The organism is Vibrio owensii (genome assembly GCF_002021755.1).
Classification (GTDB): domain Bacteria; phylum Pseudomonadota; class Gammaproteobacteria; order Enterobacterales; family Vibrionaceae; genus Vibrio; species Vibrio owensii.
In genome coordinates this window covers 2115710-2140988 of the sequence record NZ_CP019960.1, presented here as the reverse complement: position 1 = coordinate 2140988, position 25279 = coordinate 2115710, and the positions used below count along the sequence as shown (strand labels likewise).

23 protein-coding genes are annotated in these 25279 nt (G+C 46.4%); 12 read left to right on the top strand and 11 right to left on the bottom strand.

The genetic code is table 11. The features are described from left to right. Nucleotides 1-69: 69 nt before the first annotated feature. Genes A9237_RS26040 through A9237_RS26025 form a run of 4 tightly spaced genes read right to left on the bottom strand, consistent with a single transcriptional unit; the run spans nt 70 to nt 5177 of the window. Nucleotides 70-1296, bottom strand: a complete 1227-nt coding sequence (locus A9237_RS26040) for a sigma-54-dependent transcriptional regulator (RefSeq protein WP_054822456.1) — start codon at nt 1294-1296, stop codon at nt 70-72. Then, nucleotides 1289-3187: a sensor histidine kinase gene (locus tag A9237_RS26035; protein ID WP_078610130.1), complete on the bottom strand. Its 1899-nt coding sequence runs from the start codon at nt 3185-3187 to the stop codon at nt 1289-1291. The genes A9237_RS26040 and A9237_RS26035 overlap by 8 nt, the downstream gene beginning before the upstream one ends. Before the next feature lie 47 nt (nt 3188-3234). After that, nucleotides 3235-4407: a malate transporter gene (locus A9237_RS26030; protein WP_078610129.1), complete on the bottom strand. Its 1173-nt coding sequence runs from the start codon at nt 4405-4407 to the stop codon at nt 3235-3237. Continuing rightward, nucleotides 4407-5177 carry an outer membrane lipoprotein-sorting protein gene (locus A9237_RS26025; protein WP_078610128.1) on the bottom strand — a complete coding sequence of 257 codons (771 nt, stop codon included), beginning with the start codon at nt 5175-5177 and terminating at the stop codon, nt 4407-4409. Before A9237_RS26025 ends, A9237_RS26030 begins: the two co-directional genes overlap by 1 nt. A gap of 184 nt (nt 5178-5361) precedes the next feature. Here A9237_RS26025 and A9237_RS26020 point away from each other — a divergent pair, with 184 nt between their 5' ends. From A9237_RS26020 to A9237_RS26010, 3 genes are read left to right on the top strand one after another with little or no spacing between them, the layout of a single operon-like run. Next, nucleotides 5362-6351 carry an AvrD family protein gene (locus A9237_RS26020; protein WP_020197838.1) on the top strand — a complete coding sequence of 330 codons (990 nt, stop codon included), beginning with the start codon at nt 5362-5364 and terminating at the stop codon, nt 6349-6351. Further along, complete coding sequence (locus A9237_RS26015) at nt 6348-7070, top strand: ATP/GTP-binding protein (protein ID WP_078610127.1); 723 nt, start codon at nt 6348-6350, stop codon at nt 7068-7070. Before A9237_RS26020 ends, A9237_RS26015 begins: the two co-directional genes overlap by 4 nt. 20 nt (nt 7071-7090) lie before the next feature. Further along, nucleotides 7091-9397, top strand: a complete 2307-nt coding sequence (locus tag A9237_RS26010) for an efflux RND transporter permease subunit (RefSeq protein ID WP_078610126.1) — start codon at nt 7091-7093, stop codon at nt 9395-9397. 57 nt (nt 9398-9454) lie between these two features. Here A9237_RS26010 and A9237_RS26005 read toward each other — a convergent pair whose 3' ends face one another. Further along, nucleotides 9455-10132, bottom strand: a complete 678-nt coding sequence (locus tag A9237_RS26005) for a response regulator transcription factor (protein WP_005435794.1) — start codon at nt 10130-10132, stop codon at nt 9455-9457. Between the two features lie 476 nt (nt 10133-10608). Here A9237_RS26005 and pdxH point away from each other — a divergent pair, with 476 nt between their 5' ends. Next, the gene (pdxH, locus tag A9237_RS26000) at nt 10609-11244 is read left to right on the top strand and encodes a pyridoxamine 5'-phosphate oxidase (RefSeq protein ID WP_009706666.1); all 636 of its coding nucleotides are present in this window, start codon (nt 10609-10611) and stop codon (nt 11242-11244) included. Between the two features lie 69 nt (nt 11245-11313). On the opposite strand, the gene A9237_RS25995 is transcribed toward pdxH, so the two are convergent. After that, the gene (locus A9237_RS25995) at nt 11314-12033 is read right to left on the bottom strand and encodes a helix-turn-helix transcriptional regulator (protein ID WP_027726839.1); all 720 of its coding nucleotides are present in this window, start codon (nt 12031-12033) and stop codon (nt 11314-11316) included. A gap of 777 nt (nt 12034-12810) precedes the next feature. Here A9237_RS25995 and A9237_RS25990 point away from each other — a divergent pair. The 5 genes from A9237_RS25990 (at nt 12811) to A9237_RS25970 (ending at nt 20208) form a co-directional block, all read left to right on the top strand. After that, a complete protein-coding gene (locus tag A9237_RS25990; protein ID WP_005435788.1) occupies nt 12811-13623 on the top strand; it encodes an AraC family transcriptional regulator in 813 nt (270 codons plus the stop codon). Nucleotides 13624-14023: 400 nt separating this feature from the next. Further along, nucleotides 14024-17155: a bifunctional proline dehydrogenase/L-glutamate gamma-semialdehyde dehydrogenase PutA gene (gene putA, locus A9237_RS25985; protein WP_078610125.1), complete on the top strand. Its 3132-nt coding sequence runs from the start codon at nt 14024-14026 to the stop codon at nt 17153-17155. An 11-nt stretch (nt 17156-17166) separates the two neighbouring features. Further along, nucleotides 17167-17874, top strand: a complete 708-nt coding sequence (locus A9237_RS25980; RefSeq protein WP_078610124.1) for a 1-pyrroline-5-carboxylate dehydrogenase — start codon at nt 17167-17169, stop codon at nt 17872-17874. Between the two features lie 137 nt (nt 17875-18011). Then, entirely contained in the window at nt 18012-19505 is a 1494-nt protein-coding gene (gene putP / locus A9237_RS25975; protein WP_041059275.1) for a sodium/proline symporter PutP, read from the top strand. A 193-nt stretch (nt 19506-19698) separates the two neighbouring features. Continuing rightward, nucleotides 19699-20208: a MerR family transcriptional regulator gene (locus tag A9237_RS25970; protein WP_038895068.1), complete on the top strand. Its 510-nt coding sequence runs from the start codon at nt 19699-19701 to the stop codon at nt 20206-20208. 108 nt (nt 20209-20316) lie between these two features. On the opposite strand, the gene A9237_RS25965 is transcribed toward A9237_RS25970, so the two are convergent. Then, nucleotides 20317-20847, bottom strand: coding sequence for a GNAT family N-acetyltransferase (locus tag A9237_RS25965; protein ID WP_005435778.1), 531 nt, complete (start codon nt 20845-20847; stop codon nt 20317-20319). Between the two features lie 147 nt (nt 20848-20994). Between A9237_RS25965 and A9237_RS25960 the strand changes: the two genes are divergently transcribed. Continuing rightward, entirely contained in the window at nt 20995-21234 is a 240-nt protein-coding gene (locus A9237_RS25960) for an RNA recognition motif domain-containing protein (RefSeq protein ID WP_009706659.1), read from the top strand. A 41-nt stretch (nt 21235-21275) separates the two neighbouring features. On the opposite strand, the gene A9237_RS25955 is transcribed toward A9237_RS25960, so the two are convergent. Together A9237_RS25955 and A9237_RS25950 are read right to left on the bottom strand one after the other, a co-directional pair. Then, nucleotides 21276-21800: a GNAT family N-acetyltransferase gene (locus A9237_RS25955; protein ID WP_078610123.1), complete on the bottom strand. Its 525-nt coding sequence runs from the start codon at nt 21798-21800 to the stop codon at nt 21276-21278. A 7-nt stretch (nt 21801-21807) separates the two neighbouring features. Then, a complete protein-coding gene (locus A9237_RS25950; RefSeq protein ID WP_038895075.1) occupies nt 21808-22413 on the bottom strand; it encodes a histidine phosphatase family protein in 606 nt (201 codons plus the stop codon). Nucleotides 22414-22816: 403 nt separating this feature from the next. Between A9237_RS25950 and A9237_RS25945 the strand changes: the two genes are divergently transcribed. Then, entirely contained in the window at nt 22817-23065 is a 249-nt protein-coding gene (locus tag A9237_RS25945) for a hypothetical protein (protein ID WP_020194154.1), read from the top strand. A 7-nt stretch (nt 23066-23072) separates the two neighbouring features. Here A9237_RS25945 and A9237_RS27275 read toward each other — a convergent pair whose 3' ends face one another. Then, nucleotides 23073-23240: a hypothetical protein gene (locus A9237_RS27275; RefSeq protein WP_009706656.1), complete on the bottom strand. Its 168-nt coding sequence runs from the start codon at nt 23238-23240 to the stop codon at nt 23073-23075. 322 nt (nt 23241-23562) lie between these two features. Here A9237_RS27275 and A9237_RS25940 point away from each other — a divergent pair, with 322 nt between their 5' ends. Next, nucleotides 23563-24039 (top strand): Lrp/AsnC family transcriptional regulator, encoded by a 477-nt coding sequence (locus A9237_RS25940; protein ID WP_033005158.1) that lies wholly within the window; start codon nt 23563-23565, stop codon nt 24037-24039. 83 nt (nt 24040-24122) lie between these two features. Here A9237_RS25940 and A9237_RS25935 read toward each other — a convergent pair whose 3' ends face one another. Then, complete coding sequence (locus tag A9237_RS25935; protein WP_005435770.1) at nt 24123-24830, bottom strand: DUF445 domain-containing protein; 708 nt, start codon at nt 24828-24830, stop codon at nt 24123-24125. Nucleotides 24831-25279 lie beyond the last annotated feature (449 nt).

Here is a 25279-nt window from a genome sequence, read left to right as displayed (position 1 = left end):
TTATTATTAGCCAACCATGTCAGCATGCTCGGCGAATAAAAATGTGCGAAAGGGGTAAGTGCCCCTTATTTACTGTGCCTTGAACTTTGTTTTGTCCAACTGATGTTTTTTTAGTTTGTCGTACAAGGTTTTGCGCGACACTTGTAATTCTAGTTGAACCTCTTTGAGTCTGCCTCTATGTCGTTGCAAGGCGTCAAACAACAAGCAATATTCAAAGTGTTCTGTGCGTTGAGTCATACTTTGGATTTCAATACTTTTCTCGTTGTTCCAATCTTCCATACGAAACGCATCGGGTTTTAATGCTCTCAATTCCGCAAACTGTCGTAGCTGTTTTATATTCTCTGGCCAATCGAGTTCCGTGACCATTCTCACCTCATCAAGGCTTATCTGTGGTGGTTGCAGCTGGTAACGACTGGCGGAGTGGCGCACAAAGTGTTTGTATAAGGGACCGATGTCTTCTTTGCGTTCATTCAAATTTGGCATGCGAATCAGCAACACCCGTTCTTCTATCCCTTTATCGACGCTATTGGCCGCGCCAAATACACGTTGTAACTTGGTATGCTGAAATAAGCATTGCCATTGCTTCTTCGAGATGTGCTCTGCGCTGTGTAAGTACAAACTACATTGGCTTTTGCCGTCTGTAAGATGATGTATGGCTTTGTCCAAGGCATCGAGAGAGAGTTCATATAAGTCCTCGCCGGACGCGACAATCAGCTCACTTTCAGCTGTGGCATGAATGTCGTGAGCGAACTGAGCAGCAAGCCTTCGCCCTGTACCGTCCTCACCAACGAAAATCAGCGGCTGGTGGAGTGGAGCGCTGATTAAAGCTCGGCGAATATCGACCATGGCTTGACTGTGACCAATCATTTTCGGCCCAACATGGGTTTGCATGTCGAGTTCTTTCTTTAGCCAGACGTTTTCTTGCAGCAAGGTCAGCTTGTCACCTGCGTTATTGAGGGACTTGAGTAGTTGCTCTGTCGAAAACGGCTTTTCAAGAAAGTCATACGCACCACTCTTCATCGCCTCAACCGCCGTCTTCACATCGCCATGGCCGGTTAAGACGATAAATTGAAAGTGACTATTTTTGCCAAGCAAGGTGCGCATGAACTCCAAACCGTTCATCACGGGCATGTGAATGTCGGTGATAATCAGTGCCGGCGAGTTTGGGTCAATCACACGTAAGGCTTCGACTGCATTGGGAAAGCAAGTCACGTCGATGCCCTCAATCAACAAGGCTTGAGTTACTGCATCACGGATGTGTGGTTCATCATCGACAAAGAAAACAGGACTATGCATGTGAATTTTCCTCTGTGCTATGAGGCGGCACTAAAGGCACGCTGACCACAAAAGTCATGCCACCAGATGGTTGAGAGTGCGTATCCATGGAATGGTTAGCGCTATGATTGTAAGCACTGAGTGAGCCTTGGTAGCTTTCCAAAATCCGTTTTGAAATGGTCAACCCTAATCCGAGTCCTTCCGGTTTTGTAGTGAAAAATGGGTCAAATATTCTTGCTAACGCTTGTTCTGACATACCTGGTCCATTGTCGGAAACTAAAATATCGCAGTTGGTTTCGTCGCATTGCACGGCAATTGAAATTTGTGGATCGATACAATGCCCTTCCATTGCTTGAGCAGCGTTGTGGAAGAGGTTGATCAGCACTTGTTCAAGCTCCACGCTGTGAATCGCTAACCTCACGTTGTATTCGATGGTTGGCACTTTCAGTGTCACGCCTTGCTTGATGAGTTTGCTGCTTAGGATTCTCGTCGCGTTGTGCACAGCATCGTGTAAGACCGCCACTTCGTTGTGTGGGTTGTCGTCCGTTTTGCGTGTAAACACCTTTAAGCGTGCAATCACTTCGGCAATGGTGTCATTAAGAGAGAGCATTTTATCTAAGTTGTCTGTCACCATCGGGTAGCGCTCCATCACCATCAAGCGTTGAGAGTTTTCGGTGTAAGTGCGTAGCGCTGCAAGTGGTTGGTTGATTTCGTGATTGATGCTAGCGGATAGCTCGCCAAGCAGCGCGAGTTTCGCCGCTTGAGTCAGTTCTTGTTGAGTCTGTTTGAGCTCTTGTTGGCTCTGCTCATATTGATGCACGGTTTGTTGTAATTTGTGGTTGGCTTGGCTGAGGACTAAGGTTCTCTCTGTCACCTTTTCTTCCAAATTGGCATTCACATTCGCGAGGCGTGCCTTGTTGACGAGCATTTGAAACCACGCCAAGGCAATTAAACCCACGAGCGCGTAGAGCAACAGGTAAACCACGTCCGCCTGCAATACCGCGGTAAGGACTTCTTGTTGGCTAATCAGTGCGACGACGCGAAAGCCTTTGTCGAATAATTTGGTCGCATAAGCAAGGTAGTTAGGGGAAACCAGTAGCTGATTGTTCTCAAACTGCGTTGCGCCACTTTGTCCGGTTAACTCGCCTCGGTATTGCGGTAGGGTATCGCCATATTGTTGAGTTTGATTGAGTTCTTTTTTCGCAGCTTCGGATAACGGGAAAAGTGCACGATAGCGCCAATCAGGCAAGTTACTCATGAAGACGACATCGTGCACACCCGTAACCAGCAAGCCGCCATCGTCTTGTGCCAACCTTTGTTCTAACTGCTCTAGGTTCACTTTAACGGTAATCACGCCTGCGACTTCGCCTTCAACCCAAAGAGGGGACGAGAAGAAATAGCCGCGCTTATTTGAGCGTACGCCCAGTGCGACATACTGAGCTTTCTCTCCATTTAGGGCGTGCTGAAAGTAAGGACGAAAGGCAAAGTTAGAGCCCACAAAGCTGTCATCTTGCTGGTAGTTACTCGATGCGATAACTAAGCCGGTGTTGTCGTGCACATAGATAGTGTCAGCAAGGCTCTGCGTTAGCCATTCGGAAAGCAATTTATTGAGGGACTCAGAACGCTTACCCACTTTAACTGCTTCAAGCAATCTTGGGTCATGACTGAGTAGATTAGGAATTTGCTCAAACTTAGCCAACTCATAGTCGATCTCCTGTGCCACCTGAGAGGCTTGCTGTTTGAGATCCGATTGCCATTGCTGATGTTGGTACTTTGTCGCGTAGTGATGAGTTAAAACAAGCCCAACCATACCGATGGCAAACAGTATCAAGAGAAAATGGCGCAGGGCTTTAGGGTTCAGTAAGTTCACGATTGGCTCACCAGTTTTTAACGCCATGTTATCAAAAGGCATTTAACGATGTTGTGAGCCGCCGCGACAACGAGAAATCGATCTGCTTTTTAGAAGTAGTATTCTGCGCCGATAGAGAAATAACTGTCGTTCTCTAGGTAAGCAATGGGTTCATTACTGGACATGGAGGAAAGATAGTAACCTTCTGCTATCCATTTCCAGTGTTCATTGATGCGCCCAGAAGCGGTCAGTTTGTAGATGGGTGAAGTTTGCTCTAAGTCGAACAATCCAGACAGCAAAAACTCGGTATCTTGGACATCATTCGCTTGCCAACGCAAACCAAGAAAAGCATCGTTGTTGTAGATAGTAGGTGGTGCGTATGTATCCCTATTATCCCATGCGTATTCGGCAATTAAACCGAGAGTGCCTTGGCTAAAGGAAAAACCGTACACCGAATATTCAAACCCTGTGACTAGGGTAAAGTAGTTACTGCCTTCCCCTGATTTAAACGTTCCTTCCCATTTTAGTAAGAGGTCATCCTGTGTCCATTGTAACTCGGTACCGAGCTGGAATATTCGTGCGTATGAGGCTTGCCAGTCATTAGGACGTTCGACGAGCAAAGGTTCTCGGCTATTGCCGTAAAAAGCGCTAATGCCAACGTCCAATGCATCCTGCCAAAAGCCAATCCGTATCGCGCTATCGAGGGCGTTCTCTCCGTCAGAATAGATCGCATCATCGTCGACAGGCTTAATCAAGGTTCGACGTTGATCTGGCTCTCTAAACTTACGAGGCTGGTGGAATGGCAGTAACAGCATTTGCACATCTCCCCAGTCAGGTAACCAACGCGCTTGAAGCATGGGTTGCCCCATTTTCTCTTCATACCCCAAAGCGATGCGCCCATCATATTGATTTACTACGTTGACGGGTTGGTAGACTTCCGTGACACCCCAGTAAACCACACCATAGCCAAGCAGCCACTCGATCGTTTCTCCCGCATAAGTAATATTGGCTTCGCGCAGATTGATGAAGCCTTGTTCGGACTGAAACTCATATTCTGCATAAGGACTGAAGGTTGCTGCCCATCCAGAATCGTTCCACCACAGTAGACGAGGAGCAATAAGAGCTCGATTGGCGAGTGTGTCACAGCATTGCCCCATTTGCGCTTCGTCTTTGTAGAGGTCTGCGGTTAACCCAACAAAACCTTCCGTTTGCCAATCGGCAAATCCTGCCGATGAGAAGGAAAGAGACAAACTGGTGAGTAGTAAGGTGCGCGCTTTCCTCATCAGTTGTGCCTGTATGCGTTACGGAGTTGTTTGGGCTCAAACTGGCTTTGTGGAACATCCACACCTAATGTCATGTTTTGCCAATACAATGTAGAGGAACGCTTGCTTTTTAAGTTGTCCATTTGAGCAAACTTCGGACGCCAGTAGCGCTGATTATGCTGCTCGTAATCGGAGAGGGTGAGTTGTTTAAACAACGTGCCTTTTCGGTCGTAGTATTCGATTTTTCGTGGTTGATAAATGTCTTGATCAATCCAAGCGACAAGTTTCGAGTAGCCCGAATTTTCGTAGCGAGGGAAGCAAGCCAACAGCCAGTAACTTTGCCCATCTTGTGTTTTTTCTTCGACGAGCTCATAGCGATATTTGTCCAATTCCCACGAACTCATGTCTTCATAAGCAAACTCACTGCCCATAAATGGCCCTGAACGGTTGTTCGAAGAAATGCGTTTAACCCTTTTGATGGAAGGTAAAAACAGCCATTGATCATCCGCTTCAATGGCGTGGCTAAACGTAAGAAGGGCGGTTCCTGCAATATCTCGTGGCGCTTGGAAGTAAGTGATGATCTTATCGCCATCGTTTTCTTGCTCGATACCTTTGATCGTCAATTGTCTGCGCACTGTGTCGCCATTGGCTGCGACGATCGACATTTCCACGTCTGATGTATAGGAAATATATCCGGTATCTCGACTGATCATTTCCTTTGCTACATCGAACCCGGAGACACCCTCAGCGGCGGCCGTTGCTGAGAGTGTCATGAGTAATCCGAAAAACATCCTCATAGTTAACTCCTTGTTGAAGGACGAGTTTTGTTGTGCAAGTTACAAGAAATCAGACAGGGTTGAACCTGTACGAGTGGACAGTTTCAGCGGGTATTCGGACAGGATAAAAATAGAAACACAGGAGGTAGCATAAAAAACTCCGCAACCAATGTGATTCGCACAAGGAGTATTTGTTTTTATGGAGCTTAATCTTTCAGGTAAGGAAATAAACGAGGTGGTCACCAGTATTGATGACATTTTGGGCCCCTCTGAACAGCGCTACTTCGGTGAAGGCTACAAGCGCACTCAATATGAATGCAACATCAATTACGACACGGATTCCGCACAAGGATTAGTCAGTGTTGCGTATCGAACAGATTGGTCACAAAAGAAGACGCAATCTCGTCGGCCTCATCTCAGTACGATTGATGCGTTTCTGATTGCTGGCCGTGTCTCCTACGCGATCATCAAACGCCATTATCAGTTGTCAGCCCACCAGTCGTCTCAAGCGTGGATCCGCCACGTGTCGATTAAAGCTGGCGCAGAAGCGCTAGAGGATCTTGATGCGGTGCGCCTTTCTGCCCAGTTACTTGATACCAGCAGTTCACAAGACAGTTTGTTTGGCACATTAACTCGCGTCAAAACCAAGCTCGACAGTATGGAAATTGAAGTGATCATCGATCATGAGGCGGAAGCGGATCACTCGCAATCTGTCGTGTCATTTTCGGATGAGGATGAGTACTTCAACAGTGATTTCCGTTTGCGTCATTGCCACCTTGCGAACAACACCTTTTGTGACGCCATTTGTGCAGTCTCCAGTGACTTGCTGTTTCAATGCCCAGGCAAACCATCAACGGGCGCGATGGGGCATTACCCCAATGCATTGATGATGGTCGATTGGCTGACGTGTTTTGCTCAGCTGTCGCAGTTGGTGATGTATCGCCTCGATAAGTTGGATCGTAATGAGACTCACAACTTGTGGATGCGCTCTGTCACGGTCACAACGCCGTATCCAATCATCCCTCGTCGTAAACACACACTCACACTTCGCAGCATGAAGAATTCTTTAGTGAAAAAGAAAGACTCCTCATGGCGACTTGCCACCGTAAACGGCTCGGTTTCCGGCCATCCAGAATTCAATCTAACTGCAAAACTATGCCATCAATTACCACAAGGAGAACCAGCGTGAAAATTGCCATTTCAGGAACGTACTCAACCGGAAAAACGACATTAACGGAAGCGCTGGCGATCGCGACTCAAGTTCCACGAACTCAAGCGCGCACCATGCGTGAGATTCTGCCAGATGCGGTGCCGGGTAAAACCTTAGAGCAGTGTAATCCTGCGGAGCTGCTGAACTTGGGGCTTAGTCGTTTGAGTGAGCGTGTTGTGAATGAAGAGCGATGTGGTGATCGCTTTTTCTCTGATGGTTCTTGTTTGCATGAATGGGTGTATGGGGCTGCGCGCTTGGAAACTGGGATTAACCCAAATGACAGCGACTTGGTTTTGACTATGAAAAGACTGATAGGCAAACCGTATGCGTCAATTCACCGTGGTTACATTGATGCTTTTGGCAACGTTGCAAAGCGTCATGCGAAAAAGACCTACAGCAAGTTTGTGCACCTGCCGATTGAATTTGATTTGGTGGAAGATGGTCACCGTCCTGTGTCTGAAAGTTTTAGAACGCTCTCCAATGATCTTCTGCTCTCTACTGTGAAAGAGCTCAACATCCCTTACATCACGGTTGGCGGTGATTTGCGTCACCGATTGATTACCATCGCGGAACACTTCGAGTTGCCTTTATATGTCGACCCAGATGAGGCGATCGAAAAAGCGGTGAACAAGGTGAAAGCAGAGGCGATAGAAATAGAAAACCACCGCCTGTCTGTGTTGGCGACTCAGCAGGCTTAATTCAAAGGAAGTCTCGAATAATGAAAAAATGGACAAAACCCAGAGCTTTGCTCGCCCTTGTGGGGTGGCTCTGCATCATGGCCCTAGCGTTTGTTGGCTTAGGGAAACTCGGCTTAAACAATGACTATAAAGTGTTCTTTAGCGACGACAATCCAGATTTGATCGCGTTTGAGAGCATCGAAGAAAAATACAACAGCAATGACAGCGTATTGATTGTCTTGCACCCGAAATCGGGCGATGTCTTTCAGGAAAATGTGCTGAAAGCGGTCATGGAACTGACGGAATATGCGTGGCAAACTCCTCACTCATACCGTGTGGATTCATTGACCAACTATCAATATACCCATGCTCAAAATGATGACCTGATCGTCGAAGATTTTGTAAACGCGAACCAACTGAGTAATACCCAGCTGCTTGCAGAGAAGAAAGCCTATGCGCTTAAACAACCTGAGTTGGTCAATCGTTACTTAGCTCAAGATGCGAACTCGACAGCAATCAATGTGTTGGTGCGTTTGACGACGGAGGGTCAGTCCGAAGAAGTGCGTGAAATCGCGCAGTTCTGGCAAGACAAGATCGCTGAAACTCAAACACGTTACCCTGACGTGCAGTTTTATCTCACTGGTCAGGTGATGCAAAATGACGCGTTTGGTGAGGCGACACAGCGAGATATGGGCAGTTTGGTGCCGGGCGCATTGCTGCTGATAGTCATCGGCACGGGCATTTATCTGCGTAGCTTGTGGAGTTCGGTGGTAGTGACATTAACCATCATCTCTTCAATCTTCATCGCGCTTGGTGCTGCAGGTTGGCTCGGCATGGCTATTACCTCTCCGTCTGCATCTGCACCGCTTATCATTTTGACCATGGCGGTAGCCGACTGCATTCACTATTTGCAAGGCTATAAACACGCGCTGAACAAAGGCGAAACCAAGCTGGTGGCTTTGCAGCAGTCGATGGAGAAGCATCGTCTACCCATTATTCTGACCAGTTTGACTACTGCGGTTGGTTTCTTGTCGATGAACTTCAGTGACTCTCCTCCGTTTAACGATTTGGGCAACATCACCGCGATGGGCGTGATTGCTGCTATGTTCCTGACGTTGTTCTTCGTACCTGCGCTTTTGGCGGTGTTACCAGCAAGAAAGAGTAAAGTAGTGAAGCGCTCTGGGCTTGCTAAGCCACTTGAATCCATCGCTCGCTGGGCAATGGTGAAGCCCGGATTAAAGATCGCTGTAGTTGTACTTGGTGGTGGCGTAATTGCTGCAAACTTGGTTCGAAACGATATAGATGACACCTTGTTTGAATATTTCGATGAATCCTATGCGGTGCGCCAAGCGAATGATTTCACCTACGCTAACTTAACGGGTGTGGCGAGTATTCAATATGCGATTCGACCAGAACAAGGTGAACTGATTACCTCTCCTGATTTCCTGCATAAGTTGGATCAGTTTGTTCAACAGGCTCGCCAAACCGAAGGCGTGTATCACATTCAATCGCTGACTGACATCATGAAGCGCTTGAACAGCAGCTTGCATAACGATGAAGCGGGTGAATATCGTCTCACCAGTGATCCTGAGTTGTCTGCTCAAACACTTTTGCTTTATGACATGTCGCTTCCTTACGGATTGAACCTCAGCAACCAAGTCGCGTTGGATAAAAAAGAACTGCGCGTTATCGTAACGGCGAAGAAGATGTCGTCCAATGATTTGATTGCTCTGGAATCGACGTTACGCAGCCAGTTGTTAGGCTTATTTCCTGAAAGCAGCGTTAGTCCTGGAGTGAGTGCGGACATCATGTTTGCGCACATTGGTTATCGCAACAACGTGAGCATGTTGACGGCGTCTGCCGCGGCACTGTTGGTGATTTCCTTCCTTATTGGTTTGATTCTGCGTTCCGTTCGCCTTGGTGTGATTAGCATCTTGCCAAACATCTTGCCGGCTTCCATTGCCTTTGGTTTGTGGGGATTGAGCATTGGTGAAGTTGGCTTGAGTCTTTCCGTCATTGCGAGTATGACGCTAGGTATCGTCGTGGATGACACCATTCACTTGCTCTATCGTTATCACACGTCTCGTAAGGAAGGGAAGTCGGAAGATGAATCGATTGTTACCGCCGTTCGAGAGACTGGCGTGGCAATCATGGGTACTACAATAGTGCTCAGTGCAGGCTTCTTTGTGTTGGCGAGCAGTTCCTTCAAGATGAATGCGGACATGGGCCTGATGACCGCAATCACCATCATTATCGCGCTTGTGCTTGATTTGTTGTTGATTCCTGCCTTGCTTAAAGTGACTGGGAAATCTGCCAAAGCAGCACAACACAAACCACAAACCGCCTAATTTACTGACACTCTTGGCTTGTACTACTTGGCTTAGGATATTCGTCCTAAGCCTTTTTTAATCCTCGTACCAACCTAACTCGATCGCTTTTGACACGGCATGCGTTCGGTTATGTACGTCCAACTTACGATAAATATTTTGTAGATGGTATTTGACAGTACGTTCACTGATGTTGAGTAAGCGGCTGATTTCCCAATTACTCTTGCCCAGTTTTAGCCAAGGAAGCAATTCACATTCTCGAGTCGTCAGTTGGCTCTCTGGAGCAGGGAGCGTTTCCACTCGGATGTTACGATCACAGACGTAGCTCGAAGCCATATAGAGGTGGGGCGTTAAAAGATACAACGCGTCGATTTCTTCGCTGGAAGGTTGGCGGTCACCAAAGGAGGTGAGGTAAATGGCCTTCTTGTCGCCATGATATCCGGCCAGCAGTAAGCGCTTACCGTAATCTGGATGGGTATGTGAGTCCATCAGAGCCATGATGCCGTGATTGGATTGCTGTAATGCCGCGATTAATGGGTCACTTTCGGCGGTTTTTTTGCTAAAGCAGTTGGCAAATTGATCGGGAGAGAAACCATAACAGACAGGGTCTGGAGCGTAATCATCACCGAATAAACCGAGGATACTGAATTCAAAATCAATTTCGTTTTGTAGTTCTCCAAACCAAGCGTGAATAGCGTCAGAGCTTTCGGCGCATCTGAGCTGGTTGGAGAGTTCGAACAGTCTTAGCTTGTCCATAAGCAAATGTCTTTCCTAGCAACGTTGTTTAATGTGTTGTGGTTATCCACTTTTATTATGCATGTCTTTTAGTATACCCAAGCGGCCTCAAAAAAGGGATTGAGAGTCCGGTTTTCAGAGCGAATTGAGGTAGGTGAATAAGCTAATAAACTTACGACTCACCGGCATTAGTACCTGAAATTCTGAGTTTTTTGAGGTCACTGGGCAGTAATTATTGTCTTTAGTGGAGCAAAAACGAGCAATATTATTTTGGAATGACTTCACATTGTTGGCTTTCACCCTACTTTCATCAACCTAACGACATAAATCACAGTGAAGTCTGGGCTTGTTTGTTACCCTTCGGCATCCCGTGCGATGGATCTTTGTAGTACTCCAACCGTAAGAGTCGTACTAGGTCTTTAAACATCCATGTGTGCTGTCCTTGTATTTCGAAATTATCGGGCGCACAATCGACAAAAACGAGTGAAGGAGTGAAGATGGAACTTGCTGATATTCGTCGTGAGTACACAAAAGGTGGCCTGCGTCGTAAAGATTTAAAAGCAGATCCGATTGATCAATTTAACCTGTGGTTAGAGCAAGCGGTACAAGCTGGTCTGACTGACCCGACGGCGATGACAGTCGCGACAGTCGATGAAAATGGCATGCCGTTTCAACGTATTGTGCTGCTAAAAAGCGTCGATAAAGATGGTTTTGTGTTCTACACCAACTTGGGCAGCCGTAAAGCGCAGCAGCTTGAGCACAACAGCAACATCAGCCTGCATTTCCCGTGGCACCCGCTTGAGCGTCAGGTTCACATTACAGGTGTGGCTGAAAAACTCACCGCCATGGAAAACATGAAATACTTCACTTCTCGCCCGAAAGACAGCCAACTGGCTGCGATTGCGAGCAAACAAAGTAGCCGTATTTCAGCGCGTGGCGTACTAGAAGGTAAATTCCTCGAACTGAAGCAGAAGTTTGCCAAAGGTGAAATCCCGATGCCGACTTTCTGGGGTGGTTTCCGCGTTAAGCCACAAAGCATTGAATTCTGGCAAGGTGGTGAACATCGTCTGCATGACCGTTTCTTGTTCTCAAATCAAGAAGGTGAGTGGGACATCGACCGTCTTGCGCCGTAGTCACTTCGATGAAGAGATAAAAAAACACCGCCGAAATTGGCGGTGTTTTTGTTTGAACAGAATCAAGAATCAGCGTTCGCCGTTGAGCACGACTGAAAGCTGATGTTTCAGCAGCGTCTTTGGCACAATTGAACCGTAACCAGCTTCCATGGCTTTATCGATGAGCTCGTTTTTACTGTTGGCTTCAAACTTAGTACGTAGACGAGCCACATGCCCTTCTACGGTTTTGGTTGAAATCCCCATCACCTGAGAGATGAATTGCGGCTTTTTGCCATACAGCAACAAGAACAAAGTCTCTTGCTCACGGCAAGTTAGCTTCTCTGGCTCGGGCTTAAGGTTAGCGAATCGGAAGATCGACTGCTGATTCGGTGAGCCGCCAATGGCTCGGCAAACCCAATAGCCTACTTCGATGACGGCGGTATCAGTCAGTTCACGGCCATAAAATATGGTGCCAATGATGTTGCCATCGTCATCTCGCCAAGGCGTCTTGGTAAAGATATGCGCGCGCCAATGACCATCTGGATAAGGGTGTATATCGAGGATCTTTAGCGACTCGCCAGTTTCAATCACGTGTTTATCTTGTTCTCGAAACTCTTGCGCGCACTCCGTGGTAGGGCTAGCCATTTCAAAGTCTGTTTTACCGATACAGGCTTCAGGTGAATCGTACCCAATTAACTCGGCGTATTCCTGATTCACATAGCGGAATACCGAATCTTTATCTTTGCATCCCCAACAACCCGGTAGCTGTCGAAGGAGCGACTGTTCTATGGTATTGACTGGAATATTCACAATGGACTCACTACTGCTACTCATCGCCTGCATGATTGCAGGTCGGTATTCTCACTTCGTTTATCCTGCGTTTTTGAATCACAACCATCACCTTGATCATGCTTTCGAGAATCGCGCCAGATAGAACTGGAAGAGAGAAGGTCGAGCAAGATAACTCAGCGTGATGATTAACGTCAGGATACGGTGAGATGGCCGATATATTATCAGCTTATGCCATTGTTTTCATTGGCGATAGGCAAAAAAAAGCCAGCCTGAAGACGGGCTGGCAACACAAGATATAATCTTGTCGACGTGTAGAAGAGGTTCTAAATTACATAGCGAGGGTCTGCTAAGTAAGTTAGAGGTATCAAGTAGATACCGTTGAGCTCAGGGTCGTATGCATCCTAGAGCTCGAGGTCTAATGTATTGAATTGTGAGCATATTGGTAAGGGGGGAAATCCCTCTATCCCTCTGTTTTTCGGGCATTTCACACGCTTTCGATCGTAATTTTGACCTCGTGGCTTACATTGGTTTGCATTTCAACTGCAAGGATCTTTGTGAACGGCTTGTCTCATCTTTGGTAATTTTGGCTATCTGTCCGTTTTTGTTAAAAAAATTGGTTGCACATTGACCGTAAGTTACTCTTACATGATCATCGTTCCGGAACTATGATCATGCAGAACGCCTTAATAGTGTTGGTTTGATCTTGTGCGATTGGAAGGGGGAAGATTTGCAACCCAACCGAGAAGGTATATGATGCCAAGGTGTAAGCCGACTGTATAAAGACGACTGTTCGAAATGAGTGATTCAGATAACCCGAAAGCCCCGCCATATAAAGAGATCATGCTGCCTAAACCAGCAGAATTGATCACGCTTCCGTCTTATATGGATTGCCATGATCATGCTTATACGCAGATCGTGATCGGCTTGAAAGGACAGGCCGAATTTGAGGTTCGTGGTCAGGGTAATTTGGTCGGGCCAGGTCAAGGTTGCATCGTAACGGCGTCTTCTGATCATGCTTTCGGCGGCGTGATTCATCAATCAGACATTTTGGTACTTAATATGCCAAAGCCTGCCAACGATGATCCCGAGATGTTGCAGAAAATCAACAATCTAGAGCGCTCTCATCTTTACTTCCAATTGGATGGTCAAATCCAAAAGCTGATTCAAATGTTAGTGCAAGAGATGCGTAATCACCCAGACGACTTGCTGCTTAGCCGCGCATGTAACGATACCGTGATCGCTCTTATGCAGCGTCATATCTCTGCATTTGAAACCTCAAAGAAAGAATCGCGCTTTGATTTGGATGCCATTGACCGCTACATCGAACAGCATTTGAGTCATAAAATCAGTGTGGCGCAATTGGCAGGCAGTGTGTTTTTGGGTGAAAGCCAATTCCATAGCTTGTTCAAAGATCAGATGGGCATTACGCCGCATCAGTACGTACTTGGCAAACGCATCGACATGGCGCGCGATTTGATTGAACAAGGTCACTTAACCTTGGGACAAATTGCTGAATTCACAGGTTTTTCGAGCCAAAGTACCTTCACGCATACTTTTACTCGTTTACAAGGATTATCACCTTCTCAGTATAAGAAACAGGTTGGTTAATCTTGTTCATTTAGTTGCTTATTTGGAAAGAGCCGCGCATGAGTCGCGGTTTTTTTGTGCTTACATTTTGCACAGGAAAATCAAATTTTTTTGCGTAATTCTCCGAAAGTTTTCAGCGTTTTTGTCCGTTTCTCACAAAAGCGCAATCTAAATCCTTCTTATTCAAACAAAATCTGTCGAAAACCTGTCTACTTTTGTTGTAAATGACATGCAAAGATGAATTTTTACAACACAATATATTATCTATTTGCATGTGACTATGTAGATGTTTTGTTATAAAAGCGAGTTTTTAGCAAAAAGCTCGGAGTTTTTGACAAGTATTCTTCTCGCCCTCAAAATACACTGCCAGCCATTGATGATCCTCGAAGCGGTTTTCGAGGAGAGAGATTGAGGAAAACGCATGTTTACTGCAACGAACGTGTTAACACCAGAATTTATCGAGCAGCCGCTTGATAAGTTATGGTCACTGATCTCGCCATTGTACATGGTGGACGAGTCTCAATGGCTAGAGCAATTATTGCCACTAGCGACGCCGACAGCGGAAGAAAAATCGGCAATCACGACCCAAACAACCCAGCTTATCGAAGCTATCCGTGCGGATAAGAAGTCAATCCAGATGATTGATGCGCTATTGCTGGAATACAGCCTTGATACCCAAGAAGGTATCTTGTTGATGTGTCTTGCAGAGGCATTGATGCGTATTCCTGATTCAGCAACGGCGGATGCGCTGATTAAAGATAAGTTAAGCGTAGCGGATTGGAAATCTCATCTTAAGAGTTCTGATTCCGTGTTCGTTAACGCTTCAACTTGGGGCTTAATGCTAACGGGTAAAGTGATTGGTCTTGGTGAGCAAGAAACCCAGAGCCCAGGTCAGGCTGTAAACCGTCTGGTAAACAAATTCTCAGAACCTGTGATTCGTAAAGCCATGTATCAGGCAATGAAGATCATGGGTCATCAGTTTGTACGTGGTCGTACGATTGAAGAAGCGCAGAAGAACGGTCGCCCAATGCGCGACAAAGGTTTCACTTACTCGTTCGATATGTTGGGTGAAGCGGCGCTGACCACGGCAGATGCAAGCAAGTACTTCAAAGATTACCTAATGGCGATTGAAGCCGTAGGTCGCGAAACGTACGGCAGTGATACGAGCCCTGCGCCTTCTGTCTCTATTAAGCTTTCTGCACTTCACCCACGTTACGAAGTGGCGAATGAAGAACGCGTGATGACAGAGCTTTATGACACCTTAACGCAACTGCTTAAACGCGCTATCGAAGTGGATGTTGCCATCACGATTGACGCAGAAGAAGCGGACCGTCTTGAGCTGTCATTAAAACTGTTTGAAAAACTGTACCGCAGCGACCTAGTGAAAGGTTGGGGCAAGTTTGGTCTAGTAGTTCAAGCCTACTCGAAACGTGCACTGTCTGTACTCGTATGGCTAAACGGTCTAGCAAAAGAGCAGGGTGATTTGATCCCGCTTCGTCTAGTAAAAGGCGCGTACTGGGACAGCGAAATCAAGTGGTCGCAACAAGCGGGTTACGAGAACTACCCTGTTTACACGCGTAAAGAAGCGACGGATGTTGCTTACCTAGCGTGTGCGCGTTTCCTACTTAGTGAAGGCGTGCGCGGTAACATCTTCCCGCAGTTTGCTAGTCACAACGCGCACACTGTTACTGCGATTGCTGTAATGGCAGAGCACAAAGATTACGAATTCCAGCGTCTGCATGGTATGGGCGATTCGCTTTATAACCATGTAATGGACACTTATGGTCAGCCAGTACGTATTTACGCGCCAGTCGGTAGCCATGCGGATCTGCTGCCTTACTTGGTTCGTCGCTTACTAGAAAACGGCGCGAACAGCTCGTTTGTGCACCGTTTGGTCGATGCGCGTTGTCCGATTTCAGAGCTGACGCATCATCCTGTTGATGTGCTGACCTCTTTTGAGACGCTACACAACGGTCAAATTCCAATGCCAACCGGCATCTTCCCGGAGCGTAAAAACTCGTACGGTGTGAACGTTGATATCGATAGCGAAGCGAAGCCGTTTGAAGGGCAGGTTGAAAGCTTCCTGAATCAGAAGTGGACTGCGGGTCCGATCATCAACGGCGTGAAACATGCCGAAAGCATGATCAAGGAAAACTCCGCAGAGATCATTACTGCACCTTACGATCGTCGTATTGAAGTGGGTCAGGTGGCTTTTGCAAGCCTTGATCATGTTTCCGCTGCAATCGAAGCGGCTGATGCTGCATTCCCTGAGTGGAAAGGCACTGCAATTGAACAAAAAGCGGTGTGCCTAGATAAGCTTGCGGATCTGATGGAAGAAAACTTGGCTGAGCTGGTGGCGATTTGTCACCAAGAAGCGGGTAAGACGATTCACGATAGCATTGATGAAGTGCGTGAAGCGGTCGACTTCTGTCGTTACTACGCGAAACAAGCGCAAAATCTTCAGCCGTTTGAGCTAGAGGGCTTTGATGGCGTGAAGCGCATTTCTAGCCGTGAAGGTTTGGGCGTATTTGTTTGTATCAGCCCATGGAACTTCCCACTCGCGATTTTCCTTGGTCAAGTCACAGCCGCATTAGTTGCAGGTAACACCGTCGTCGCTAAGCCTGCTGAACAAACTAGCTTAATTGCGGCGCGAGCGATCGAATTGATGTTAGAAGCTGGCTTCCCAGCGGGTGTGATTCAGCTATTGCCGGGTCGTGGTGGTGAAATTGGTCATGCACTGACATCTCACGATGCGATTGCAGGCGTGGCATTTACTGGTTCGACAGCAACGGCGCAACGCATCAACGTGACGCTTGCCGAGCGCAGCGCGAAGCCAGTCCCGTTTATCGCTGAAACTGGCGGTCAAAACGCCATGATTGTGGATAGTACGGCACTACCAGAGCAAGTTGTGCGTGACGTGATTCGTTCCGCTTTCGCTTCTGCAGGTCAACGCTGTTCTGCTCTGCGCGTTCTGTTCGTTCAAGAAGATGTTGCGGATCGCATCATCAACCTTATCCAAGGTGCGATGAATGAACTGCATGTTGGTATTCCTTACCTACACAAAACTGATGTGGGTCCGGTTATCGACAGCAATGCAAAAAACAAACTCCTTGCTCACCTAGAGCACATGACAAGCACGCAAACCAAAGTTGCTCAATTGCAATTGGATGAAGTTTGTCAGCACGGTGACTTTGTGTCGCCAAGTGCGTTCGAAATCTCGGGCATTGATGTTCTGAAAGAAGAGCAATTCGGTCCTATCTTGCACATTGTTCGCTTTAAAGCGTCTGAGTTGCCAAACGTGGTTGAGCAAATCAACCAAACTGGTTTTGGTCTCACAATGGGCATCCACAGCCGTAACGAAACCACTTACCGTTGGATTGAAAAACACGCTCGCGTGGGTAACTGCTACATCAACCGCGATCAGGTTGGTGCGGTGGTTGGCGTTCAGCCATTCGGTGGTCAAGGCTTGTCAGGCACGGGTCCGAAGGCAGGTGGTCCTCACTACCTATACCGCTTTACTAAACAACATCTTGTTCAAGCAGAGAAGGCGTAAGGAGTCGCATTATGGTTCATCAGATCACGTATTTTAAAGATGCATTCTCTGCGTGGGAGCAGTGGAATCTGACCGATTTTGATTACAAATGTGAGCATTTGCTGGCATTTAAATCTGCGATTGAAGAGCAGCATAGCGTGGTTGGCAAAGTGGTGTCTTACCACTTGCAGCAAGCGTCTGCTCTGTTGGCAGAAACTCATCAGTTAGTTGGCCCTACGGGTGAAACTAACGAGCTGTACGCAGCGGGTCGCGGTGTGGCTTTGGTCGTTTGTGAAAACAACCTAGCAAATACCGAGAACGCTCTGTACAGCACATTTGCAATGATCACCTGTGCTCTGATTGCAGGCAACAGCGTGGTGATTTGCAGTGACAATACAGAGCTTACTCAATTGGTTAAGCAGGCTGTAGCGTCAGCAAACTTCCCATCTAACTTAGTCCAAGTGGTTGCGTACGATGCGTCTTCCCCGTTGTTAGACAGCGACGTACGTAGTGTGGGTTATGTTGGGCATTCACAGGTTGAGCATGCGCTTAACCTGCAACTGGCTAAGCGTGACGGTGCCATCGTCGGCTTAGTTTCTGAAACGGATTTAGAGTCACCGACATTGGCTCATGATCCTCATCTGTCGTTGCGCTTCATTACCGAGCGTACTCGAACGATAAATATTACAGCAGTGGGCGGTAACGCGACTCTACTCGAGTTGGGAAGCGACTCCCACTAACCTGACTTGTGATACCAATCTGAATCAAAAATGCCTGAGAGCTTACTCGGGTTGGTATCTCTTACTTTGATGTATTGCTGCGATGGCAAAATATCAAAGCGGGCAAGGAAGGAAATAATTATAACGAGGACTATCAAATGATAGAAAATAGCTTTGCTATCACGACCACTTTTGTGGCGTACTTACTAATTATGGTTGCCATTGGCGTTTACGCGTATAAGAGGACTTCCAATTCATCAGACTACTTCCTAGGTGGTCGTAGCCTTGGTCCATGGCCAGCGGCACTATCTGCAGGTGCATCAGACATGAGTGGCTGGTTGCTACTTGGTCTTCCGGGGTATGCGTATGCAGCAGGTATTGAAGCGTTCTGGCTAGCAGGTGGTCTGCTTGTGGGTACATGGCTAAACTGGTTAATCAGTGCAAAACGCCTACGTACGTACAGCATCCAAACTGATGCGCTAACGCTGCCTGAGTTCCTGTCGCGTCGCTTTAACGATAAGTCGAAACTGATTCAGACAATCTCTGCGTTCTTCATTCTTCTATTCTTCCTTTTCTACACCAGCTCAGGCTTGGTAGCAGGGGGTAAACTGTTTGAGACCGTATTCGGCTTGGATTACAGCATTGCCGTTATCATTGGTACGGTGTGTGTGGTTTCGTACACGCTATTCGGTGGTTTCTTAGCGGTATCTTGGACGGACTTGGTGCAAGGCCTATTGATGGCGGCAGCACTTATGATTGTACCTGTTGCAGTAATGGACGGCGGTCTAGGTCAACTAGCGACGGACATGCACAACATTAACCCAGAGCTACTAACGTTATGGAGCGACGTGAAAGGCGAGCCTCTATCGGCTATCGCAATCATCTCTTTGGTAGCATGGGGTCTAGGTTACTTTGGCCAGCCACACATCCTAGCGCGTTTTAAAGCTTCTCGTTCAAACAAAGACCTAACAACAGCGCGTCGTATCGCTGTGGGCTGGACTGCGCTTTCTATGGCGGGTGCAATGCTCGTTGGTCTTGTTGGTCTAGTGTGGGTAACAGGTCACCCTGGTACACAGCTCGATGACGGCGAGAAAATCTTCATGCTATTGGTGAACACAGTATTCCACCCAGTGATTGCAGGTATCCTATTGGCGGCAATCCTAGCGGCGGTAATGAGTACTGCGGATTCACAGCTTCTAGTATCTTCATCAGCTCTTGCAGAAGATTTCTACAAGCAAGTGATTAAGCCAGATGCAACGTCTGAAGAAGTGGTAATGATTGGTCGTGTAGGCGTTATCGTGATTTCTCTTATCGCGCTATTCCTAGCAATGACGCCAGACAGCTCTGTTCTAGGTCTTGTATCTTACGCTTGGGCAGGCTTTGGTGCTGCGTTTGGTCCAGCAGTTGTACTTAGCCTTTACTGGAGCGGTATGAACCGTAACGGCGCACTAGCGGGTATCCTAATCGGTGGTGTGACTATCGTGGTTTGGAAACAGCTAACAGGCGGTTGGTTCGATGTGTACGAAATCGTACCGGGCATCATCTTCTCTACTATCGCTATCGTGGTGGTGAGCAAAATGACTGGTGGTGCAGCACAAGAAGTGCTTGAGCAACACAAAGAATACGAGAAGAAATTGGTTGAGCTAGACTAATCATTCTCAAGTGCAAACAAAGCCCGCGTTTGTCGCGGGCTTTTTTGTGCTTACTCTATGGTTGATGGTCGATGGTGATTTGAATGACTACTAACACCTCAATTAGAGAATTTCTGAGGTATAGTAAAAAACGTGTTGACCCGTCTATCAGTGTAGGGCTGATGCTATGTCTGTACCGACAAAAGGAGCCACTATGCTAACCGTAACCCAACTGGCCAGAGAGTGTGGACTCTCTCGTACTACGATTCTTTACTATGAGCGTGAAGGCTTGCTAGCACCTGCACATCGTTCAGAAAACGGTTATCGATGGTATGGAGAAAAAGAGATTCAGCGTTTAAAAACCATCTCGTCCTATCGTTCTTATGGGTTACCGATTTCCAGCATACGCACTTTGTTGGCACAGAAAGGCAAATCTCAAGCGGAGATCTTGAAAGACCATTTCAATGAACTCGAACGTGAGATTCAAAACTTACGAGCGCAGCAAAAAGCGATCGTGGTGTTACTGCAAGAACCACAACTGATAGAGGATAATATTGTGACTAAAGAACGTTGGGTACAAATCATGCAAGCGGCGGGTTTTTCTGAAAACGATATGGTGACATGGCACCAGAAATTTGAAGAGATGGAGCCTGCTGAGCACCAAAAATTCCTTGAATCTTTGGGTATTGAGCAAGACGAAATTGTGCGCATTCGTGCTCTATAATTAGCGCCTAAACAGCGTATTAAAAACCGGTTAAATAAAAATAAGCCTCTTCGTGAGGCTTATTTTTTGTGGCGCTATATTTAATAAAAAAGTTTAATCATAAACTGCCTATTGACGGATTTTTGAGTAAACCACAGTGTTACTCAATTCCCCTGAGGTAGAGAGTCGATCGTGTCTCAACTCACCTTCAAAATCATAACCACAACGCTCTGCCACGGCGCGGCTTTTTAGGTTGGTTGAATCTGCCGTAATAGCAATGCGCCTCGCACCAAGATCTTCAAACGCGTAGCGCTCTAATTCTAACACCGCCTCGGAAATGTAGCCGTTACCAACAGCGATATCATCTAACCAGTAGCCAATCTCAAATGCTGGTACTTCTTGGTCTCTAATCATCAAGCCAACGGCGCCTATTAAGCGATCGCTTTCCTTTTCGATAATGAAGTAACGCAATTCCTCTTCGAAGTTTTCAAAGTTGGCGATGGCTTTTTCTGTTCCCTCAATCATGGCTTCTAGTGTGAGCACATGTGGCACCCAAGGAAGGTACGTTTCGAGCGTCTTCTGGCAACGTACCACGACTTGATGTGCTTCCTCTGCACGTTCTAAACAAGCGGGAATTAGCTTAAGACGTTTCGTTTCCATATCGGCTCTCCTTTGGGTGGAAATGAACGAAAAATCATTTAATCAGATGTACTTAGAATGATCTAGTCGTTCGTACAATATTATTCGCTTGGTTTGCTTGGAAGAACCTGAGAGAATCGTACGGTTATTAAACCAACTAGGTTCATTATGAAACTTTTAGTAAGAAACTTGGCTCGTGAAACAACCGAGCAAGAGATGCGCAAACTATTTTCAGCGCACGGCAAAGTAGAACTTTGTACTCTGGTTCTTGATCAAGAAACCGGTTTATCGAAAGGCTTCGGCTTTGTGATCATGCCAGACGAAGCAGAGGCGATTGCTGCACTGGAAGCGCTGAACTTGACCAGCGTAGCGAAAAGCAAGATTCGCGTGAAAGTTGCTCAAGACTAAGAGAGAGAAAAGCCAGCATCATCGCTGGCTTTTTTGTCCCTTCAGACGAACGTTTTTTGATAAACACAAACTTCACGCTCTGCCCCTTTAGGACCAACCCAAGTGTTTTCGACGTAAGGTACATTGAGTTTGTTTATCACCGATTTGGAACGTTGGTTTTCCACTAAGTGCAGTACCTTAATTCCGGCTAACTCAAAGTCGACACGTGCGAACTCGATTAGGGCGTTCGTAGCTTCAAACGCGTAACCCTTCCCCCAGTAAGGGACACCGAGCCAATAACCTAAAGTGCCATAGCCATCCTCAACTCTCGGTATACTCACAGCACCTAATAACTCTCCTGACTCACGCAAGGTAATAGCGTAGACGACGCCTCTGCGCTCTTTGTACATTGGCGCATGTCCGTCAATCCAAGTTTTCGCCATAGGCAGCTCATAAGGATGCGGAATGTTCGCGGTCATATCTGCGATGATTTTTTCACCCGCGAGTAAAGCGACGCGTTCGCTATCTTCATGCTGGAAAGGTCGTAGAATGAGTCGTTCAGTAACGAGTTTTGGTTGTGTTGGCATAACGGAATCACCTTACAGATTGAATGACCCACACATCGAGATCAGGTCGGTAAGTTGTGTCGAAGTAGCCCAAATCATCGAACGCAAATCGGACGCCAGTTTCGTTGGCTCTTGGTTGGTTGCCACAAATCACATTAAACATCGTGCTGAGGAAGCGTCCGTGGGAAACCACCAAGTAGCGGCCACTGCCACGTCTGATGATAGATTGAAGGGCAAGGCTTGCTCGTGCGTAAAGTTCAACACCGCTTTCCCCTTCATTGGCAGAGACGACGCAAGGTTGGTACGGGTTGACGAAATCAGCCATAGGGTATTTGTGTTGAGATTCGCTAAAAGGTAGCCCTTGCAACGGGCCGTTATCACGCTCCATCAATTCATCATGCGTGGTCATAGGGACATTTAGGTGTGTAGAAAATATCTCTCCAACATGACGTGCACGCTGCATTGAGCTACTTAAAATCGCATCGTATTTTCGCCCTTCTTCGGCAAACTGCTTTGCACGATTTTCGGCTTGTTGAATCCCTACTTCGGTGAGTGGACTGTCGAATCGTCCTTCATGAACGCGCAAATCATCTGCAAGTGAACGTCCATGGCGGACGAAGGTTATATGAATCATCTTACTTCCTTGTTTATCTCATTGGAACGGCATGTTCTGTACGAAGAGGGAGCTAGCTCCACTGCTTATTTTTCACACAATTCACACTGTAAATTGAAGCCGTTTTGGAGAGATAAATCCGTCTTCTCTCGTAGGCAAGCAGAGCAATATGGGCAATATCGAATGTAAAAAATAAGTACGTACAATCAGTTATGTATGATGTCTCGTAGTATTACATACATAGGTGCTATTTTTCATAATTTGGTCGAAAAATTGAGGTCTGACCAAGGTCTCAGTTTTTGAGTTCTTGGGTGTCATTTTTTGGATGTGGAACACAAAAAAGCAAAGGGGCTTTTTTATTGTGGAATTATTTTGAACAAAATATGTCAATTGTCAGTAGCACAGGAAATCAGGGAGAAAGGAAATGCCTAATATTTATTGCTCAGTTTGCAAAAGAACAACGCAGCATAAAGTGATCATGAAGCGTTGTGAACCAGAGCATATCGCTACGCTAACTGGCAAAGTCGTGAGTTTTACTCAATTGATGGCAAAGTTTGTATCAGGTGAGCATTACTACGAAATGGAACCGCAGTACTACTGCCGTTGCTGTAACCATCGCGCTATCGGTGAAGTGGTTCAACATCCAGCGCGACAGACATCAGCAATCATGTAATCGACTTTTAAGCAGCCAGCTCTTTCTCTGCTGCAAATGGCATTCCATCGATCATAACTGGCCAGCCGTAAGAGGCATATTCAGACGCCAGAGATTTTGCCACTTCGTGTGAAACGGTCGTGTACGTCCATTCACCAACACCAAATGGCTTGTACGCGAGTTGTAGGGTTAACATTGCTTTCTCCTCATTATTTTTGCCTATTATTGCCTTACCATTTGGCTCATTTCTTTTCTTAAAAGCTCATGTTTTTCTATTCAAAGTTCATCATTCCATTTTTTCGTTAACAAAATTATCTTATTAATAAAGTCACCTATATCGTTTGGCCTATTTATAAATTAGATGCATGAATGTTTTCATTTTTAGAATATTTGACGACTTTTTGTTCAGGGCAAACGTTAAATGCCTGCGAGTTTCACACGTTGCTCATTTCACTATTTGCAAACTGAATAGTAACTATTAATCTGGTGATTCCTGAGTTGTTACAAGGATGTGGTTAATGAGTTATCAACTAGACAGAATTGATTTGCAGATTTTGAGAGTGTTACATTCTCGAGGTCGAATTCCAGTGGTGGAATTGGCGAAGCAGGTTAACTTAACCACATCACCATGCTCTGAACGCGTAAAACGGTTGGAAAAAGAAGGCTTCATCAATGGCTATCACGCAGAGCTCAATGCCGAAAAGCTTGGGCTGGATGTGCAGGTCTTTATTCATATTCGTCTTGATCAAACTAGCTTCTCGATTTTCGAGAAATTTGCTAAAGCGGTCGAGTTGATGCCTGAAATTGAAGAGTGCTACTCGCTGTCGGGTGACTTCGATACCATGATCAAAGTACGAGTGAAGAACATGAAGGCTTACCAAGAGTTTATGTCGAGTAAGCTGGGGACGCTACCTGGCGTAATACAAACTCGTAGTGAAGTGGTCATCGAAGAACACAAGACTGGATTTGGTGTAAATCCAGAGCTGCTTGGTTAATACCCACGTTTAGGTTCACATGACAGACACAAAAAAGGAGCCATGGAGGCTCCTTTTCAATTCTCGTAGGTAGCTTATATCAATTAAGCGCTGACGAAAGTGGTCAATACGCCGATCAGGCCACCAAATACGCCACCCCAAACTACGAGCCAGCCAAGATGTTCTTTAATCATCTTCTGTACGATTTCTTTCACCAAAGCTGGTGTCAGTTCGCTAAGGCGCTGATCGATGATGCTTTCGATGTTCTGCTTGATTTCATCCATCATTGCTGGCGATTCCATCTGCTCTTTTAGCGCTTCTTTGATGCTGTCGCTCTTGCTTAGATCGATAATGGATTCTTGCATCTTCTCTACGAATGGTTGTCGCATAGGTTGCAGCGCTTCTGCTCCGCCAAACATCGCTAGCATGCCACCAAACTGAGATCCTTCGATAACTTCAACCAGTGAGTCAAACGCTGGGTTTAGGTCGACTTTCTCAATCACAGGTTCAAGATTGATGTTTACACCACCTGCCATTTCTTTGTTTAAGAAACGGTCGATGTTTGCTTCAGTAAAGAACTGCTCCATCATCAGGTTTTTGATGGCCAGCTTGAACTCTTCGAAGCGCGCTGGAATAACGCCAGAGCCATATAAGCCGGGTACTTTTTCAAACAGCATGTGAATCGCTAGCCAGTTGGTGATCGCGCCAGAAAAAGCGAACAGACCCGCGTACCAAAGGTAATCATTTTGAATGTGATATCCCGCGCCCATCATGGCGATCGCGAGGATATTAGTCAGCAAACTTTTGTTCATAGTGACCGATTATGTATGAGTTGATGAAGTAATAAGTGGGCATGATTTTATACCCAACCGACAGCTAGATGCTAGGTTGAGAACAATAGGATTCATGTGGGCGAGATAGAGTAGGGGCGAAAAAAACAAAACCCGACAATCATTGTCGGGCCACTGCTTTTTCTTAGAAACTCTAAGATTATTTTTTATTGTGCTTTTAGAAGCGGAAGACCTTACGGCAAAGTTGGCATTTCCAGCGCTCTGAGTAGCCGAATAATTTATCCGCCCAACTTTGTTTTACTTGTACGATCTGCATTGAACCACATTTACACATAAGCTAATTACCTTATTATTAGATTAATAACTAAGCCATCAATTGAGTATAGCTGTTTCTCAAAAAGTGAAATTACAAATGAATCCAGCGAGATACTCTGCGTTGTGTCCACTGCTAACGAATACGCAACGGGGCG

Bases quoted from the DNA above. Each gene is read 5' to 3' on its own strand.
- A9237_RS25935 (WP_005435770.1), bottom strand. From the start codon at position 24,830: ATGAACAAAAGTTTGCTGACTAATATCCTCGCGATCGCCATGATGGGC.
- A9237_RS26030 (WP_078610129.1), bottom strand. From the start codon at position 4,407: ATGAGGAAAGCGCGCACCTTACTACTCACCAGTTTGTCTCTTTCCTTC.
- A9237_RS25945 (WP_020194154.1), top strand. From the start codon at position 22,817: ATGCCTAATATTTATTGCTCAGTTTGCAAAAGAACAACGCAGCATAAA.
- A9237_RS25970 (WP_038895068.1), top strand. From the start codon at position 19,699: ATGCTAACCGTAACCCAACTGGCCAGAGAGTGTGGACTCTCTCGTACT.
- A9237_RS26025 (WP_078610128.1), bottom strand. From the start codon at position 5,177: ATGTTTTTCGGATTACTCATGACACTCTCAGCAACGGCCGCCGCTGAG.
- pdxH (WP_009706666.1), top strand. From the start codon at position 10,609: ATGGAACTTGCTGATATTCGTCGTGAGTACACAAAAGGTGGCCTGCGT.
- A9237_RS26020 (WP_020197838.1), top strand. From the start codon at position 5,362: ATGGAGCTTAATCTTTCAGGTAAGGAAATAAACGAGGTGGTCACCAGT.
- A9237_RS25950 (WP_038895075.1), bottom strand. From the start codon at position 22,413: ATGATTCATATAACCTTCGTCCGCCATGGACGTTCACTTGCAGATGAT.
- A9237_RS27275 (WP_009706656.1), bottom strand. From the start codon at position 23,240: ATGTTAACCCTACAACTCGCGTACAAGCCATTTGGTGTTGGTGAATGG.
- A9237_RS25940 (WP_033005158.1), top strand. From the start codon at position 23,563: ATGAGTTATCAACTAGACAGAATTGATTTGCAGATTTTGAGAGTGTTA.
- A9237_RS26010 (WP_078610126.1), top strand. From the start codon at position 7,091: ATGAAAAAATGGACAAAACCCAGAGCTTTGCTCGCCCTTGTGGGGTGG.
- A9237_RS25990 (WP_005435788.1), top strand. From the start codon at position 12,811: ATGAGTGATTCAGATAACCCGAAAGCCCCGCCATATAAAGAGATCATG.
- A9237_RS25965 (WP_005435778.1), bottom strand. From the start codon at position 20,847: ATGGAAACGAAACGTCTTAAGCTAATTCCCGCTTGTTTAGAACGTGCA.
- A9237_RS25955 (WP_078610123.1), bottom strand. From the start codon at position 21,800: ATGCCAACACAACCAAAACTCGTTACTGAACGACTCATTCTACGACCT.
- A9237_RS26040 (WP_054822456.1), bottom strand. From the start codon at position 1,296: ATGCATAGTCCTGTTTTCTTTGTCGATGATGAACCACACATCCGTGAT.
- putA (WP_078610125.1), top strand. From the start codon at position 14,024: ATGTTTACTGCAACGAACGTGTTAACACCAGAATTTATCGAGCAGCCG.
- A9237_RS25980 (WP_078610124.1), top strand. From the start codon at position 17,167: ATGGTTCATCAGATCACGTATTTTAAAGATGCATTCTCTGCGTGGGAG.
- A9237_RS25960 (WP_009706659.1), top strand. From the start codon at position 20,995: ATGAAACTTTTAGTAAGAAACTTGGCTCGTGAAACAACCGAGCAAGAG.
- A9237_RS26005 (WP_005435794.1), bottom strand. From the start codon at position 10,132: ATGGACAAGCTAAGACTGTTCGAACTCTCCAACCAGCTCAGATGCGCC.
- A9237_RS26035 (WP_078610130.1), bottom strand. From the start codon at position 3,187: ATGCCTTTTGATAACATGGCGTTAAAAACTGGTGAGCCAATCGTGAAC.
- putP (WP_041059275.1), top strand. From the start codon at position 18,012: ATGATAGAAAATAGCTTTGCTATCACGACCACTTTTGTGGCGTACTTA.